The 16,790-nt window shown below is 41.5% G+C and carries 17 protein-coding genes; 8 read left to right on the top strand and 9 right to left on the bottom strand.

Translation table 11 applies throughout. From position 1 onward, the window contains the following. Positions 1 to 12: 12 nt before the first annotated feature. Positions 13 to 2,247 (bottom strand): GAF domain-containing sensor histidine kinase, encoded by a 2,235-nt coding sequence (locus A0125_RS14345; RefSeq protein ID WP_066757807.1) that lies wholly within the window; start codon positions 2,245 to 2,247, stop codon positions 13 to 15. A 119-nt stretch (positions 2,248 to 2,366) separates the two neighbouring features. On the opposite strand from A0125_RS14345, the gene A0125_RS14340 reads away from it, so the two are divergent. Together A0125_RS14340 and A0125_RS14335 are read left to right on the top strand one after the other, a co-directional pair. Next, positions 2,367 to 2,612, top strand: a complete 246-nt coding sequence (locus tag A0125_RS14340) for a hypothetical protein (protein WP_066757804.1) — start codon at positions 2,367 to 2,369, stop codon at positions 2,610 to 2,612. A 185-nt stretch (positions 2,613 to 2,797) separates the two neighbouring features. Then, on the top strand, positions 2,798 to 3,910 hold the full coding sequence (locus A0125_RS14335; protein WP_066758032.1) for a DEAD/DEAH box helicase: 1,113 nt from the start codon (positions 2,798 to 2,800) through the stop codon (positions 3,908 to 3,910). Positions 3,911 to 4,018: 108 nt separating this feature from the next. On the opposite strand, the gene A0125_RS14330 is transcribed toward A0125_RS14335, so the two are convergent. The 4 genes from A0125_RS14330 to A0125_RS14315 form a co-directional block, all read right to left on the bottom strand. Next, on the bottom strand, positions 4,019 to 4,450 hold the full coding sequence (locus A0125_RS14330; protein ID WP_116776776.1) for a cold-shock protein: 432 nt from the start codon (positions 4,448 to 4,450) through the stop codon (positions 4,019 to 4,021). Between the two features lie 273 nt (positions 4,451 to 4,723). Then, a complete protein-coding gene (locus tag A0125_RS14325; RefSeq protein WP_197464889.1) occupies positions 4,724 to 5,197 on the bottom strand; it encodes a PA2169 family four-helix-bundle protein in 474 nt (157 codons plus the stop codon). A gap of 108 nt (positions 5,198 to 5,305) precedes the next feature. Further along, positions 5,306 to 6,382 carry an NADH:flavin oxidoreductase/NADH oxidase gene (locus A0125_RS14320; protein WP_066757801.1) on the bottom strand — a complete coding sequence of 359 codons (1,077 nt, stop codon included), beginning with the start codon at positions 6,380 to 6,382 and terminating at the stop codon, positions 5,306 to 5,308. A 59-nt stretch (positions 6,383 to 6,441) separates the two neighbouring features. Further along, positions 6,442 to 7,467 (bottom strand): NAD(P)-dependent alcohol dehydrogenase, encoded by a 1,026-nt coding sequence (locus A0125_RS14315; RefSeq protein WP_317038827.1) that lies wholly within the window; start codon positions 7,465 to 7,467, stop codon positions 6,442 to 6,444. A gap of 260 nt (positions 7,468 to 7,727) precedes the next feature. Between A0125_RS14315 and A0125_RS14310 the strand changes: the two genes are divergently transcribed. Next, the gene (locus A0125_RS14310; RefSeq protein WP_066757798.1) at positions 7,728 to 8,447 is read left to right on the top strand and encodes a ferritin-like domain-containing protein; all 720 of its coding nucleotides are present in this window, start codon (positions 7,728 to 7,730) and stop codon (positions 8,445 to 8,447) included. Positions 8,448 to 8,470: 23 nt separating this feature from the next. Next, entirely contained in the window at positions 8,471 to 9,304 is an 834-nt protein-coding gene (locus tag A0125_RS14305) for a ferritin-like domain-containing protein (protein WP_066757796.1), read from the top strand. A 244-nt stretch (positions 9,305 to 9,548) separates the two neighbouring features. Here A0125_RS14305 and A0125_RS14300 read toward each other — a convergent pair whose 3' ends face one another. Continuing rightward, positions 9,549 to 10,370, bottom strand: coding sequence for an anti-sigma factor (locus A0125_RS14300; RefSeq protein ID WP_156472567.1), 822 nt, complete (start codon positions 10,368 to 10,370; stop codon positions 9,549 to 9,551). A 5-nt stretch (positions 10,371 to 10,375) separates the two neighbouring features. Then, the gene (locus A0125_RS14295) at positions 10,376 to 10,942 is read right to left on the bottom strand and encodes an RNA polymerase sigma factor (RefSeq protein WP_066757786.1); all 567 of its coding nucleotides are present in this window, start codon (positions 10,940 to 10,942) and stop codon (positions 10,376 to 10,378) included. 136 nt (positions 10,943 to 11,078) lie between these two features. On the opposite strand from A0125_RS14295, the gene msrB reads away from it, so the two are divergent. Then, positions 11,079 to 11,612, top strand: a complete 534-nt coding sequence (msrB, locus tag A0125_RS14290) for a peptide-methionine (R)-S-oxide reductase MsrB (protein WP_066757784.1) — start codon at positions 11,079 to 11,081, stop codon at positions 11,610 to 11,612. An 85-nt stretch (positions 11,613 to 11,697) separates the two neighbouring features. After that, on the top strand, positions 11,698 to 12,261 hold the full coding sequence (locus A0125_RS14285) for a fasciclin domain-containing protein (RefSeq protein WP_082785057.1): 564 nt from the start codon (positions 11,698 to 11,700) through the stop codon (positions 12,259 to 12,261). Between the two features lie 80 nt (positions 12,262 to 12,341). Here A0125_RS14285 and pafA read toward each other — a convergent pair whose 3' ends face one another. After that, entirely contained in the window at positions 12,342 to 13,988 is a 1,647-nt protein-coding gene (gene pafA / locus A0125_RS14280) for an alkaline phosphatase PafA (protein WP_066757783.1), read from the bottom strand. A gap of 141 nt (positions 13,989 to 14,129) precedes the next feature. Continuing rightward, the gene (locus A0125_RS14275) at positions 14,130 to 14,324 is read right to left on the bottom strand and encodes a hypothetical protein (RefSeq protein WP_156472566.1); all 195 of its coding nucleotides are present in this window, start codon (positions 14,322 to 14,324) and stop codon (positions 14,130 to 14,132) included. Positions 14,325 to 14,924: 600 nt separating this feature from the next. Here A0125_RS14275 and A0125_RS14270 point away from each other — a divergent pair. Together A0125_RS14270 and A0125_RS14265 are read left to right on the top strand one after the other, a co-directional pair. Beyond that, entirely contained in the window at positions 14,925 to 16,016 is a 1,092-nt protein-coding gene (locus A0125_RS14270; protein ID WP_066757776.1) for a sensor histidine kinase, read from the top strand. Next, positions 16,013 to 16,765, top strand: coding sequence for a LytR/AlgR family response regulator transcription factor (locus tag A0125_RS14265; RefSeq protein WP_066757774.1), 753 nt, complete (start codon positions 16,013 to 16,015; stop codon positions 16,763 to 16,765). The genes A0125_RS14270 and A0125_RS14265 overlap by 4 nt, the downstream gene beginning before the upstream one ends. Positions 16,766 to 16,790: the final 25 nt, after the last annotated feature.

Below are 16,790 nucleotides of genomic sequence, written 5' to 3'. Positions count from 1 at the left end.
CAGGCCGGCACGTTAACCGGCCTGTATGCTATGAGGAAGCATTTCAATCGGAATATCTGCGTTAGGGAATACCAGATGAACTACAGTGCCTTTTTGAAGTTCGCTTTGTACTTCGATTGTTGCATTCAGGCGCTCAATTATCCTTTTCACAATTGCCATACCAACGCCTGTACCCTCAAATCCACTTGAATTCGACATCCGCTTGAAAACATCGTAAATATTCGTGAGCTCCTTTGCGTCGATACCAATGCCATTATCCGATATACTGTAAGCAACCGTGTTATTCCGTATATAGCTACTTATACTGATATGCGCTCGCTCAGATTTGCTACTATATTTGATAGCATTGCCGATTATATTGGCGAAAATTTGGTGAAACAGCGTTTTCTCGCCATACAATGGCAGTAGGTTTTTGATTTCAATATCTGTATGATGCGTTCCGTATCGTTCTAAATTCTCTTGAATAATCTTATGGATGGAGATAGATACATCGACCCACTCTGGTTCATACTTATAAACTTTTGCGCGAGAAAATTCGAAAATCTTTTCCATCAGATTTTCCATTACTGTCACGGAGTTCAAAATATTGGTTGCTCCGCTGGCAACTAGATCATGATCTTTGCCGAGTTTTTTCTGAAGAAATTGACTGGTTAGTTTGATCGATGACAAGGGGTTGCGCAGATCGTGCGACACAGTATATGAGTAGGTGTCGAGTGCATTATTTAATTGTATGAGTTCTTGATTAAGACCACTTATCTCTTCCGATTTTCGCAGCATACTTTCTCTCAAGAGCTGTCTGATACGCTTCAATGCAGATATTTGGTCTGCCGTCCATTGTGGCGCCGTATGATGAATCTGCTTTCTCCATGCGGCAAACGACTGTCGCGGAGAAGGTCGAAATAAATCGTGATTGGCGTCATACTCCATGATTTTTTCAGGCTTGCCGGCCCATTTCTCCTCGGTAATTACTTCATTGCGTAGCGCATAGATGCTAAATGAGCGACTCAAATCAATATCTACACGCAATAAGCCAGCAAAAGGTAGATCAAAAGGCAGCTGATCTCCATAGTTGACGGCAAAACAATGATCTTCAAACACCAGCTTATCAGTTTTATTGGAAACAAACTGATGTAACTCAAGAATTTGATGGTTGGTTAAGCTGGTGGCATGTACCTGTAATTGATCTTTATTGACGACTAAAATAGCATCTGCTTCGATGAGTTTGGCCAATTCGCGCATGCTTGATCGCAAAGCGGTGAGAACATCGCTCTTTATCAACATACTTTCTTTTAACTTTAGCTCTAAGGAAGATATTCGACGGTCAAATTCCAGATCTTGCTCACTCGAGATGGTGAGGTATTTGTTGACGGCAAACTCCACTAGTACTAATCCGATTGAACGCTTAGGATAATCGATATGTAGTGCTTGACTATGCTGACAAGCTACTAATCCCCACAATTTACCTTGCACAATGATAGAAAAACTCATACTCGCTTGTGCACCTGCATTTTTTAAATACTGAATATGAATAGGTGACAATGCACGTATGTTGCACGTAGTGAGGTCAAATGCGTCTTTTCGGTTGGATATGATCGCATAGGTTGGGTCATCACTGTCGCACACCTGCCGTACATGATGCTGCAAATAAAGGGCGCGAGCCTGTTTTGGAATGTCAAATTCCGGAAACCTAAATCCGAAGTAAGAAGGAATATCGCCTCTTTTTCGTTCTGCAATAACTTGTCCGCTATGGTCTTCCAAAAATTGATAGATCATTACGCGATCATATCCTATGATTGTTCGAATTGTTTCGCACAAGGCGTCCCAAACTCGCTCTCCGGCTTGATTAATTTTCTTAGTAAAAGAGGGCAATTGCAGGGAGTAGGCATGTACATCACCTACTTCTTCAAATTCAATGTATATGTCGTCACATACTGAATATGCTATTACGATATGCTGTTGATTGGCTAGTTCTATTTGTAAGACGTGGCGCTCATCGGAGTTTGGCTCAACACCGTCGATAAATGCTTGAAACTGCTCACGCTGCGATGGTACCGAATGTTCGATAAAATCGCCTACTGGCTGATTTAGAAAACTCGAAAGATTTTCGATGAAGGTATAATTTTTCCAATTCTCGCTCAGACCAACGATCTTTTGACTCTCGTTTAGAATAATTAATTTCCCACAACTTTGAACCTTGCCCACCAAGTGAATCGGTTCGTTCTCACAGAGAACTTGGTTTAACGCCATACCTATAGATAGTTTATAAAGGTAAAACAATAAAATGAATTTGCAATCGTCCGTAAATGCAATTGATTTTAAACAGATAAGATCGAAAACCACATGCCGTCTTCTTTTGTTGATCTATTATGAATACACACACCATCACTAAAGAACAGCTAGCAAAAATTGTAGAATCGATTGATGCTCAATTTGAATCTTATTTTTCAAAATCTGAAACGAAAGAAAAATCGATTAAATCGTGCTTTTATCAGCCAGAAATGTATGAACACCAAGGCTTGTGGGCACTGAAAGACGATGCTTTGTCAGACTTTCCGAATGAAATCAAAGAAAAAACACACGAAATGATTGCCACGATTAGCAGTGTAGATTAATATTGCATTATCAAGTTTTATATACCTACTTTTGTGGACGATGTAGTAGGCTCTACCTTCGGTTAGTATCTTTGCTTATGCTAGATAAGTCAGACCTAGTCTACCATCTAAATTTATCTCATTGATGCAGCGCATTTTTTACTTCTGTAAGGAAGGTGCGGTTCAATGTTCAACCACAGAAATACATGACATTTGATGAATTAGGATTAATTGATCCTATAAAAAAAGCCTTGCAAGAGGTGAACTACGTGCAAGCTACTGCCATTCAAGAGCAAGCTATTCCAGTAATTCTTAACGGAAATGATTTGATCGGTTGCGCGCAAACCGGAACCGGAAAGACGGCCGCGTTTGCTATTCCTATAGTGCAGTTGCTCAGCCAAACAAAATCGACTTCGCGTTCAAGCATCAAGGCGCTTGTACTGGCGCCAACTCGCGAGCTGAGTATACAAATCGGTGAGAGCTTCGCGCTAATTAGTAAGTTTACAAAATTGAAACATGCAGTTATTTTTGGAGGCGTTTCGCAGGCTAAACAAGTGGACGCTATCAAAAGTGGTGTAGATATCGTCGTAGCGACACCTGGGCGTCTTCTAGATTTGATGAATCAAGGTTTGGTTAGGCTGAATGATATTCAATATTTGGTATTAGATGAAGCTGATAATATGTTGGATATGGGATTTATACATGATATAAAACGTATCCTAAAGCATGTGCCTGAGCAGCGCCAAACTTTATTTTTGTCTGCTACGATGCCTCCTGCAATACGCAAGTTTGCGGGAACGATTCTGCAGCAACCAAAAGAGATTTCTGTGTCGCCAGTGTCGTCTACGGCAGAAACAGTAAAGCAAGCGATCTATTATGTGGAGAAGGCTGATAAGGTAAATTTCTTACTAAAAGTCGTGAAGGAGAATAACATTGCACAGTGCTTGGTATTCACTCGTACGAAACATGGTGCTGACCGCCTCGCTAAGAAACTTTCTAAGCAGGGTATTACCGTCGCCGCGATCCATGGAAATAAATCCCAGAATGCGCGTCAGAAAGCACTATCAGATTTTAAATCAGGCGCTATCAGTATATTGATTGCCACAGATATTGCTGCCCGCGGTATTGATATCCACGAATTACCCTATGTGATCAATTATGATTTGCCGGCTGATGCCGAAACTTATGTGCATCGTATTGGTCGTACGGGACGCGCTGGGAAGGGAGGAATTGCATTGTCTTTCTGTAGTCAAGAAGAGCGCAGTGTCTTGAAAAGCATCCAGAAATTGATCGGCTTCCAAATACCTGCTGGTAAGTAGTAAAGAGGTTGGCAAGGAAAAAATCCCTGATCGAACTGATTTCGATCAGGGATTTTTTTTAAATATAGTAAATGCTGTTTAAGCATTTGAGGAGCACTCTATGAAGAGTTAGCTCTGTAGCTCGACTTCGGTGATTTGATTGCCTTGTTTGCTTCGCGCGTATTTGTACTTTACCTTATCACCGATCTTTAGATCGATGCCTGCAAGCCGATCGTTGAAATATACCGTCTCACTCGTTTCGTTATCACGGATGAAACCATATCTTCCGGCATCATTAAAATAAGAAACCTTTCCGAAGTGTTCTACTTCTGTAGGGTCAGCAGGACGCTGCAAGTCTTCTTCTTTGAACTTGTACGTCGTTTCTGGTGGAGTGTTTGAGATATTACCGAACTCATCAACATAGGCAAACATCTCTTCTAGATCTTTTCCTTTGTTGTTGTTCGCTTTATTGTATTCTCGCTTCTCCAACTTTTCTTTTTTCTTTAGTTGTTGCTTTTTAGCGCGTTCTTTCTTTTTGAATGTGAGCTGATTTCTTGACATATAAGGATTTAAGTGAAACAATAATGAAATCGTCAACTTTTGATCTGTCGACTAATCCCGTGTCCTAGCTAGTCTAGCTGGACTATCTTAAGGTGTTGGTACAAAGATACGTATTTTATAGCAAATTTCCTAACTCATCAGTGCTTGCATCTCGTACTTTCCGTATAGTATGTGCATGCTCGAAGTAAACCTTGCTACGTAAGATCGGCTTACTGATCTCACATGCACTACTATTGGAATAAAGAACGGGAATATTTATATTCCTTTTTCGATTCAGGTATTCACACGAGAATTGTCGTACAACATTTTTATATGTTCGTAAGCATCGCGTTGCTCGTGACTTTGGCGCATCACCATATCGTAAATAGGATTGTCTTCCCCAATTTCATTCTGCAAGAAATGATCATAGACACTGACAAACTCATCTTCTCCACGTTCTGCCAGCTCCAATATCGCAGTGCGATTGGAAGAAGACAATGCCGTCTTCAAACTCATCCACGTGCGATATATCTTTCCACTAAGTCGAGTACTGTTGGTCAATTCTTGACCGATCTGCAGTACGAGTGGCGCAATCTCCGCTTTGAAGTCGGCAGATTGATCTCGGTATTTCTCAAATACAGCTCGTAGATCTGTATGCTGCCCACCAGGCAATAGTTCGATGGCTTTAGTATAGCCTTCGATACGGTCATTATTGATCTCTACAAGATCGTACAAAATATCTAAAGGCTCTCTTGTTGACTGTTGCATATACTTATTTTCATTAGCGTGTCTATACAATACGACAATCTTGTCTCGCATTAGTTTTATCAGACGCAATTATTACAACGAGCACACACTAGATAGAGTTTACTACAGCTACTTGCTAAATGCACGGGTATATTGCACTGGTGGCTGTGGCTCAGTACCTAATGCTGCCGCGGCGTGTAACGGAAAATATGGGTTGCGCAATAGTTCTCTTGCCAGAAAAACAAGATCTGCATCGCCATTTACCAGAATAGTTTCGGCTTGTTGTGCGTTAGTAATCATGCCTACAGCACTTACAATGGCTCTGTCGCCTAAGCTCTGTTTTAATGCACTAGCCAAAGGTAATTGATAGCTTGGCCCAACGGGTATATGCACACCGCCAATAACACCACCGCTGGAGACATCAATAATATCGATTCCAGCATCCACTAGTTTAGATGTAAGCCATTTCGAATCTTCGATAGTCCAACCCTCCTCCGACCAATCTGTAGCAGATATACGTACAGAAATTGGAAGATCGGCTGGCCATTCTTCCTGTACTGCGGCGACGATCTCGAATAAGAATTTGGCACGATTCTCTAAACATCCACCATATTCATCTTGGCGTTTGTTGGATAAGGGGGATAAGAATGCGTTGATCAAATAGCCATGCGCCCCATGTATTTCTATCCATTCGAAGCCGGCTTGCAACGCTCTCTTTGCCGCAGCTTTAAAATCTGCTATTAGCTGTTGAATATCTTCCACGCTCATCTCTTTAGGCGCAGGCATATGCGATGAAAAAGGGATGGGCGAAGGAGCCAGTAAAGTCCAGCCACCTTCTTCTTCAGTATGTAAGGTTTTGCTTTGATCGCCCTGAACCCATGTGCTGCCTTTGCGTCCTGCGTGTGCCAATTGTATGGCTGGCACTGCACCATTGTCTTTAATGAATTTGGCAATACGCGAAAGCCCTTCTACGTGGGCATCCTTGTAAATTCCGAGGTCGCCAACGGAAATACGTCCGTCTGCACGTACAGCAGATGCTTCTAACATAACCGTACCTGCACCGCCCATCGCACGCGTGCCATAATGCACCAAGTGCCAATCTGTCGCAAAGCCATCTTCTGATGAGTACATGCACATGGGCGATGTAACGATACGATTTTTTAGAGTAACGGATTTGACAACGATCGGACTAAATAATTTTGACATAACTTTATTTGATAAAAGTGATTTGATGGTGAAAATCCACTACAATGTTGACATATCGATTACGAAACGATATTTGACATCATTTTTTCCATTCTCTCGTAGGCTTGATCGATGTAATCAATATTGATGACTTCTACATCGGATACGATATCATGCTCACCACAGAAATCGAGCATTTCTTGTGTTTCTGCCACGCCACCAATAGACGATCCGCTGAGACTATTTCTTCTTCCAATTAAAGAGAATGGTGGAATCTGTGCCGGTTTCGACGGAACACCTACACAGATATGAGTTCCATTTGTCTTAAGGAGTGACATATAAGCCGCGATGTCATGTTCAGCACTAACGGTATCTAGAATAAAGTCAAAAGATCTACGTGCAGCTTTAAACTGTTCTTTATCCGTGGTTACGATGAAGTGATGTGCGCCCAAACGCTTTGCATCTTCGCGTTTACCTTCGGAAGTACTCAATACCGTTACCTCGGCACCAAACGCAACGCCAAATTTAACGGCCATGTGGCCTAAGCCACCCAGGCCCAGTACGGCAAGTTTTGATCCTTTTCCTACGTTCCAGTGGCGAAGTGGCGAATATGTTGTAATCCCTGCACACAATAGTGGAGCAGTCGCAGCGAGAGAAAGATTTTCTGGTACGCGTAGTACGAACTCTTCCTTAACGACGATGGTTTTGGAATAACCGCCATAGGTTGGCATGCCATCGGTATATTTATTCACATTATTATACGTCTGTACATTTCCTTCCGCACAATATTGTTCTTCTCCATCTTGGCAGCTTTCGCATTGGCCGCAAGAATCCACCATACATCCAGTGCCTACCAAATCACCAACTTTGAATTTACTTACCTGATCACCTATTTGTGCTACCCTTCCTACGATTTCATGGCCAGGTACCATCGGGTACAGACCCTTGAACCAATCGTCGCGAATCTGGTGCAAATCGGAGTGGCATACTCCACAATACAAAATATCAAATTGTACATCTTTAGGGCCTAAATCTCGGCGTTCAAATTCCCAAGCCACCAATTTTTCTCCGGCTTTCAATGCGGCATAACCTTTTGTTGCTATCATGATACTTTCTTTTTTTTGTCTATGCAAATTAATACATGTTTAACCACAAATACTAAATTTTAGTTTGCACCCGGATCATGTGATATAGCTTCCTATTAGGACAAATTTCATCAAGCTCATGCTGTTTTTAAAAATATTTTATGGCTTTTTGATATGCTGGGGGCAGATTAGGTAAAATAATTACCTAAGAGAAAATCCAATCCTATAGGTTTAATCGTAGATGTCATAAAACTATCATATTAAAACTAAAATATATTGTCATGAAAGAAACAAACGCATTGAAAGACCAATTGTATGCGGAGGAATCCGATCATACAAGCAAAGGACTTCAAAGAAGAAATTTTTTGAAACTCGCTGGCGGCGGTCTCGCTGGTGTTGCCTTATTAAACTTTGCTAGCTGCGCGAAGGATGACGGACCAGATGATATGAATGGCAGCGGCCTTTATTTTGGCAGCGGTGATATTGCAATTTTAAATTATGCATACGCTTTAGAGCAATTGGAAGCAGCATTCTATATTGAGGTAGCCAACAAACCTTTCTCAGGAATGACGGATCTTGAAAAACAGTTGCTAACAGATGTGCGTGACCACGAGGTTGCCCATCGCGAATTTTTCAAGGCAGCATTGGGAAGAGGTGCTATCAACTCTTTGGAGTTTGATTTTTCTGCTGTAAATTTTTCGAGCAGAGATAGCGTATTAGGTACAGCGAAGGTATTTGAGGATTTAGGTGTTTCTGCGTACAATGGTGCAGGATGGCTGATCAAAGATGAGCAGTACTTATTGTTGGCCGGTAAGATTGTATCGGTAGAAGCACGCCATGCGGCAGTGATTCGCGATCTGATTAGCAATGGATCATTTGCTAACAGCGAAGTAATTGATGGTAATGGATTGGATGTTTCAAACAGTCCGACCGCGGTGCTACAAGCTGCTGCACCATTCATTAAGTCCAAAGTGGATGTACGTGATTTACCAACTTATTAATTTCTAACTACACACAGAACGTCATGAATTTACAAAATATTTTCGAGTCTATTTCTCAGGTAGATCCTGAGTTCAACGAACGAATCAGCCCGCGTCGTCAGGCGATTCGCAATATGTTCAATATTGGACAAAAAGTGTCATTAGCGGCATTACCATTTGCCCTTAGTGCTTTATTTAACAAGGCCTACGGCCAATCTGCTCCGACCGATGTCAATGGTGTATTGAACTATGCACTTACGCTTGAATATCTAGAAGCTGAGTATTACACACTCGGATCCAATAGAGTAGGTTTGATACCATCTGGAGCAGCAGCCGAAGCGATCCGCACGATTCGCGATCACGAAATCGCGCATGTCGAATTCTTAAAAGGCGTATTAGGATCAAATGCAGTGGCCAAACCTAATTTTGATTTTACAGCAGGCGGTGCCTTTGCTAACGTGTTTAGTGATTATGATACGTTTTTGGCACTAGCACAAGCGTTCGAAGATACAGGAGTTCGTGCTTATAAAGGCCAAGCTGGAATCTTGAAAGGTAATCGGGTCGTGCTGACAGCAGCTTTGCAGATTCACTCCGTAGAAGCACGCCATGCCGCACATGTAAGATCGATGCGTAGAGCGAGAGGAGGTGCAGCCGCAAATCAAAAACCTTGGATTACTGGAGCGAACGATTCAGGAATCGGAGCAGCGGTAGATCCAGTTTACGCAGGTGAAGACAATCTGGAGCAAGGTGGTGTGAATATCACTACATTGACTGGCGTGAGCGGTCGTTTTACACCAGCAATTGCCACACAATCTTTTGACGAACCATTAACAGCACCAGCTGTATTAGATATCGCTACACTTTTTATTGAAGCATAAGCTAGAAAAGTACGATATGAATTAGATTTTTATGGGAGGGGGATGTAGGTGTAAGGCCTGTTTCACTAGAAACAGGCCTTTTTCGTTGTTTGCTACCGCAATATAGAGTTGAAAAGCGATTCTATAAACGACCATAACACAATATTGTAGTTCGTTAGGATAATAAGCGAACTATTAAAGGACGATATCTACTAATTACCGCTAGAAAGAGATTGCGAATTTTCTGTTAAGGTAGTACTTGTAACTAAATCTCGCCGATTACGCGTAGATCAGCAAGAGTAGGAGATGGGCTTCCACCTTTATTTTCCAAAGTAATGGCGAATGCCTGAGCATCGTTGATAGATTTCATCGTATGCATTAATTCTCCTTTTTCTAAAGGAACTACACCCGCGTCAATGGGTTGACCATCTAGCAAAGCCCATAGTTGGTATTGTTTGCCTGCCGGCGCACTTGGAAGCTTGTCGGCCATGAGGTATACTTTGCTTTCCTGCTTGTTCCAGAGTACCAGGGCACTCAATTGAGGGTTGCTTTCCACGCCAGCTAAAGATATCATGCTAACTGCTGGATTTTGCAACATATCTAAACTTTGATAAGCATCTGCCAATAGTAGTTCGGAAGATTTGCTCTGCGTTTCCATCTGTGCCATCGCTTCTTTGGCATCATTTTGTTGCTGATACAAGAAGGCGTTGTAGCCCACACTACATACCAATAACGTTGTGGCGGCGATTGCCAACGGACTAAGCTGTATCACACGGCGATTTGGAGCAGCGCTGTTCGTAATGGCTGGCACTTCCGTATTTTCTTCGATCGATACGGGCGATTGTCCGCGCTTACTTTTTTCTTGCTGCTCAATACTTGCCCAGATTGTGTCTTTTAGTGTAACCGGAGGAGGTGCGGATTGCAATGATGCAGTATCTTCCATCAACACCTCCACCTCTCTGATCACTGCTTCCACTTCAGGATGTTTGCTGCGCACGCATTCTAATATGCTTACCTCCTCATCGGTGGCCATACCCAGAACGTACGATTCTATGATTCCTGACGATATGTATTCTTTAATATCCACTATTATTATTGATATTCATTCAATACTACTTTCAGCTGCAACAGTGCTGCTCGCACACGAGTTTTTACGGTACCAATAGGCAAATCTAACTCTTCAGCGATTTCCTTTTGGGTGTATCCCTGGTAGTAAGCTAAATCAATAAGCTTTCTCCATTCTGGCTTCAATTTGTTGATCACATCTTGAAGTCCAATTAAATCCGTTTTTTCCTGAGGTTCAGTCACAGCATAATTCGAACTCTCAGACCTATTTACGACATCGGGGAGCGATTGGTTTTTTTGTTCGTTTTTTACTCCCTTAGATTTGATATAATCAATCGCCGCATTACGAGCAATATTGAGCATCCAGGTGTACACACGTCCCTTCTGCTTATCGAATTGTTCAATATTATTCCAAATTTTTACAAACACATCTTGAATCACTTCATCAGCGTAATTCTTATGCAAGACAATACGAATCACGACACCATATAGCGCGCCAGAGTAACTATCATAAAGATAATTGAATGCTCTGCGATCTCTTTTTTGGAGCAAACTGATTAGCGTTTCTTCGGAAAGATGTGTAATGGGACTCAATCAAATTGTATTTATATCAAATGTATGCTTTACAAGTTAAAAATCAAGCGATCATCGAATTTTATTTTTAAATAAATCAACGCAGCAAAACTTTATCCAAGAATGGTACGTATATGACATATAAAAAGGGATCATTATGAAAATAAAAAAATCAAACTTGATAGCTGCTACGATTCTGCTGCTGGCAGTATGTATGATGAACGGAAGTACGCAGGCTCAATCAAAGCAAAACCCATATTATAGCCGCACTGACACAAAAAAAATCGACGTGTCTAATGCCGAGTGGAAAAAGATTCTTCCGCCAGATCTTTATGCCGTAGCTCGTGAAGGTGCTACAGAGCGTGCATTTACCGGGAAATATACCGATCTGGATGCGCCAGGGACTTATTATTGTGCGGTATGCGGCAACCAGTTATTTAGAGCTGACGCCAAATTTGCTTCAACATGCGGTTGGCCATCATTTTATGAGCCTGTGCGCAAAAAGTCGGTCATATACCTGAAAGATCTTTCACATGGTATGGAGCGTACAGAAGTACAATGCGGTCGTTGTGAATCACATTTGGGGCATATCTTCGATGATGGACCAGAACCAACCGGAAAACGTTATTGTATGAATTCGATTAGTTTAGATTTTGAGCCTGACAATAAGGCGGTTGCCTCTAAGAAATAAAAAAACTCAGATTTTTACATCCAAGTTTTGCCTATTATCGTAAATGATGGAAAGCAATTTAAATTTATACTTTAATCATAGAATCATGAAAAAAGCAACCTTATTTAGTGCAGCATTATTAGGCCTAGCACTAACGTACCAAGCAACGGATGTGCAAGCACAGCAAAAAGAGAAAACCGTCATGGTAGGCGGAGCAGCGATGTATCCATCTAAGAATATCGTGGAGAATGCAGTGAATTCTAAAGATCATACCACATTAGTAGCTGCCGTAAAAGCAGCTGGCTTAGTGGAAACATTATCTGGGAATGGCCCATTCACAGTCTTTGCGCCTACAAATGCAGCATTCGATATGCTTCCAGCAGGTACGGTAGATAATTTAGTAAAGCCTGAAAATAAGGCTACATTAACAAGTATCCTAACGTATCATGTGGTACCTGGCAAATTGGATGGTAAAGCCATTTGGAAAATGCTCGATAAAGATGGCAAAGCTACATTGACTACCGTACAAGGCGAAAAACTCACCGTCTGGAAAAAAGATAAGGATTTGTATATCAAAGATAGTAAAGGCGGAGACGCAAAGATTACGATCTCGGATGTGCATCAATCTAATGGGGTGATTCACGTTATTGATCACGTGCTAATGCCTTAACAAATAATCGAATTGGTCGATTGTGTTTGAATATTAATGTGAAAAGCCTCCATCGTTTTCGGTGGAGGCTTCTTTTATGCTTAATGATTTAGCACTTCGGTGATTGGCTTGCCAATATTTCCATTGGGTTCCATGATATGGAGCAAGGAAGAAATGGTTGGCGCAATGTCGGTTATTTCTACCGGACGATTGCTTTTGCCTTGCGGAATTCCCCAACCCATAAAGATTAACGGAATGTGCGAATCATAAGGTGACCATACACCGTGCGTAGTGCCTGGCGAGCGCGGCGTACCTGCATACCACTGTGGCTCTACGACAATTTGTATCGATCCACTTCTTTTGCGATTGTAACCATTAATAATTTTTTCACGGAGCGGCGCTGGGAGCAGCATGTTTTGATTGCCTTCCAGATCAATCACATAAGCAATACCTTCTTCCTTGTTCAAGGTTTTGATAATACGATTTCTGATCGCTTGCGGATCAAATCGCAGCGAGTCAATAAGCTTATTATTCAAATGAACTTGATAGTTGGTTAGGCTGATAACCAATCCATCTACGCCGGTTTCTTCTTTCAGCTCGCTGTTCAGCGTGCGTTGTATTTGCCGTGAAAATAGGTAACCGCCGCTGCCTTTCTGATCGGTGTAATACAAAGGATTGTAGGATACGGCATGGTCTGCTGTTAGAAAGAATGTATAATTGCCTTCGCCAACCGTTTCATCCAAGTATTTTAAGAATTCGGCAATATCTTGATCTAATCTGAGGTAAGTGTCTTCAATTTCAACCGACGACAACGAGTAGCGATGTCCGATATAATCCGTGGCCGATAAGCTTACACATAGAAAATCAGTTTGCGCGTCCGGATTATTACCTAATTGTTCATTTTTAATTGCGTCCTTCGCAAAATCTAGTGTAAATGTATTGCCTTGAGGCATCGTTTTAATCAATTCTAGACCAACGTCTTTCATGATTTTAGATGTCTTTCGTGGGAATACAGGCTTATCTTCTCCCGGCCAAGTGCCTTCATAGATATTATCGTCTTCGATACTATTAACATAGGTGTCGATCGGGTACAATGTATTCCAGTCCTGCTGTACGTATTTGGTAGCAAGATCCTTCGTGTTGAAATGATTCACCCAATCAGGTAGAGATTCCATATAAAAGGTGCTCGAAATCCAATTTCCTGATTTGCTGTCAAACCAGTACGCGGCATTGGCCAAATGTCCGGCAGGCAATATACCGCCTCGATCTTTGATCGAGATGCCGACTACCTTTGATCGAAAGTTGCTCGCCAAACGCAATTCATCAGTTACCGTAGATGCCAACAAATTTCGTGGCGATTGCTTCCCAACGTTACCAGTTGCACCTAATCCCGTAACAAAGTCATCTTGCGTACAGTACATCGACTGCCCAGAAGATTGCTCAATCCAGTCATTTCCAGCAATGCCGTGAATGGACGGTACCGAACCAGTATATACCGAACTGTGGCCTATCGCGGTGAAGGTAGGTACATAGTTAATCAATGTGTTTTCGCACGAAAATCCCTGTTTTAACAACCGCTTGAAGCCATCATCGCCGTAGCGATCAGCAAAACGATAGAGATAATCCCATCGCATCTGATCAACCATTAAACCAACAACCAGTTTTGGACGCTCTACTTGTGCATATACAAAGGATGTGATGCTACAGACTATTAGATAGGAAAAAATAAGGAAAGATGTTTTTTTCATAATTGTGAATACCAGAATCGATGATGGCGCAAATTTAACAAATCTTTTGCGATCAGCTTAAAAGGCTTTGTCACGATATAAACGGTAAAGGGCCATCGATGATGGCCAAAAACTATGAACTACGCAGAGATAAGCTGGGCACTACATGCGAGGCGATTCTGGTTCATTATAATCAACCGAATCGCTCGTAAGCGAATCTAACTGTAAGCTATCCGGAGGAGTAGGATTCTGGCCAAATGGCTCATTTTCCTGCTGCTGCTGATCTTCCGTATTATTACAAGATGTAGCAAATGCTACTATCAAAGACATCACGATTAAATAGAAGGAATTTTTCATATTCATTTGTATTAAGTGTCAATATGAACTGTATATCAATAGGAACAAGAAGAATAGTGAAATGTTATTTAGAGCAAAAAAAAAGGTTTTCAAACGGGGAGAATGAAAACCTTTACTAACCAATTATAAACCTAAATTATGATGACACAAAGATAGTGTAAAAAATACACTATGCAAATCTTTTTAAAATAAATTTTTGTTTTGGACAAAATCATGACAACCTGTTGCAATTAAAGCTACAATCTAATAAAACAGTAGGAAGGTAAAATGACTTCGGGAAAGCACCGCTTATAAAAACAAAAGTCATCCGGGGGGTGGATGACTGATGCTAATTATATGCTGTGTAAAAAATGTGCTATTGTGCTAAATCGTATACAAACTGAATGCCACTCATCCGTAAATTATGCCATTTGCGTATTATTCACCATTGTATTCAGGTATAAATAACAATTGATCTAGAACCGTTTCAGCCTGCAATAGCACATTTCTGGTGAACGATTTCGCTACTTTAGTCGTATTTTGGATACGGTCTAGTATTATATTCTACAAATTTGTAATCGGACCTCATATTTAGGAAACAAGAAGTAGCACAGGATACTGATGAACAGTACTAGAGAAAATTTTTTGACGAACACCTCAAAGCGTATTATATTCGTTATCTCCGCTTTTTTACTACTGTATCTTGTGGTATACCTAATTGATCCGTTCTCCATTTATTGGAAAACATTCCTATTGCGTCCTACCGAGCAGATCATGTTGGATTTCATGACGTCCCTATTATTCTGCTTTATGATTTCTGAATCGAGTATGCATATTGGTACCTGGCTGAATACAAAGATCTCTTGGACTCACCGGCCCGGTGCACGCTTCGCAACCGAAGCAGTGCTGAATGTTAGCGCTGTACTACTAATCAATCAAGTATTTGGTCTCATTTGTCCCTATTTATTTTCAGCGCCGGATACTGCAGATAATAACCCGCTGACGTTGGAAGCCGAAACGCGTGAAACGATGCAGTGGATATTGGTAAGTATGGTTCTTTCGCTTATGATAATGGGTATTCATATCGGCAATTATCTCGTAGAGAATTGGAAGAATGAAGCTATTCGATCTGCCGAACTCAGCCAAGTGGCGATGGAAGCCGAGTTGCAGTCCTTGAAGTTGCAGATTGATCCACATTTTGTATTTAACAATCTCAGTGTTCTGTCGGAGCTTATCTTAGAAGACCAACACGTGGGTTATGAGTATGCCGAGAATTTTAGCCGAATATATCGCTACCTTTTGGTCAATGCCAAGAAAGATATGCTAACGCTCGACGAAGAGCTTAAATTTCTCGAGCCTTATCGCTTTCTGATTCAGCAGCGTTTTGGTGAGGGAGTGCAGTTCAGTATTCAGATAGATCCGCGATATCGTTCGTATAATCTGCCGCCACTCACGCTACAGTTACTAGTCGAGAATGCCCTTAAGCACAACCAGACAAATAAAAAAAATCCCCTACAAATCAGCATATTCACGACAGATGCAGGACAGCTACAAGTAGAAAATTCGCGGTTGCCATTAAGTAAAGTAATCCCATCGTCGGGCATCGGTATTAAGAATATCAACCGTCGTTACAAACTACTTTCCAAGCACACGCCTCATATTTATCAGGATGAACACATCTATACGGTAACGCTTCCATTATTTAAGCCATGAAAATACTCCTTGTCGAAGACGAAAAGCCAAATGCAGATCGGTTAAAGCGATTGCTTAAAGAACTTCGGCCGCAGGCCGAAGTGTTAGCCGTGTTAGAAACCATCGCGGATACGTTGGAATGGTTGTCAGCAAATCCTTGTCCTGATCTGATGCTGATGGACGTGCGTTTATCCGACGGCTTGAGTTTTGAAATCTTGGAGCGAGAGCCTATTGCATGTCCCATCATCTTTACGACAGCATACGATGAGTACGCCGTGCGCGCATTCAAGCATAATAGCGTGGATTATTTGCTCAAGCCTGTGGAGAAAGAGGAGCTATCTGCCGCTTTGGACAAATTGGGCTCGAAACAGAGCCATCTGCTAGATCCATCAACCCTCGAAGGCTTAATGAATTTCTTTCAACCGAAGAAATTTCGCAAACGTTTTTTACTACCGTACAAGGACGGATACAAATCGATTCTGGTACAAGACGTTATCTTTTTTTATTCCGAATGGAAAATCACTCGAGCGCACCTGTCCGATGGTAGTGAAGAAGTAATCCCGCTTACAATGGAAGAGTTGGAACAACAACTAGATCCTTCTATCTTCTTTCGAGCCAATCGGCAATTTATATTATGCGTAGATGCGATTGGCCAAGTTCACAATTACTTTAATGGAAAGCTGAAAGTAGACGTCAAGAACAATCCTGAATTGGAAGTCATCATTAGTCGAGAAAAGGCACCTATGTTTAAAAACTGGTTGAATTACTAAGTTGCGAATTCAAGTACGGGATTGA

It is taken from the genome of Sphingobacterium populi (assembly GCF_001586775.1).
Classification (GTDB): domain Bacteria; phylum Bacteroidota; class Bacteroidia; order Sphingobacteriales; family Sphingobacteriaceae; genus Sphingobacterium; species Sphingobacterium populi.
The sequence above is the reverse complement of the archived record's forward strand: the minus strand, read 5'-3'. Positions and strand labels throughout refer to the sequence as shown.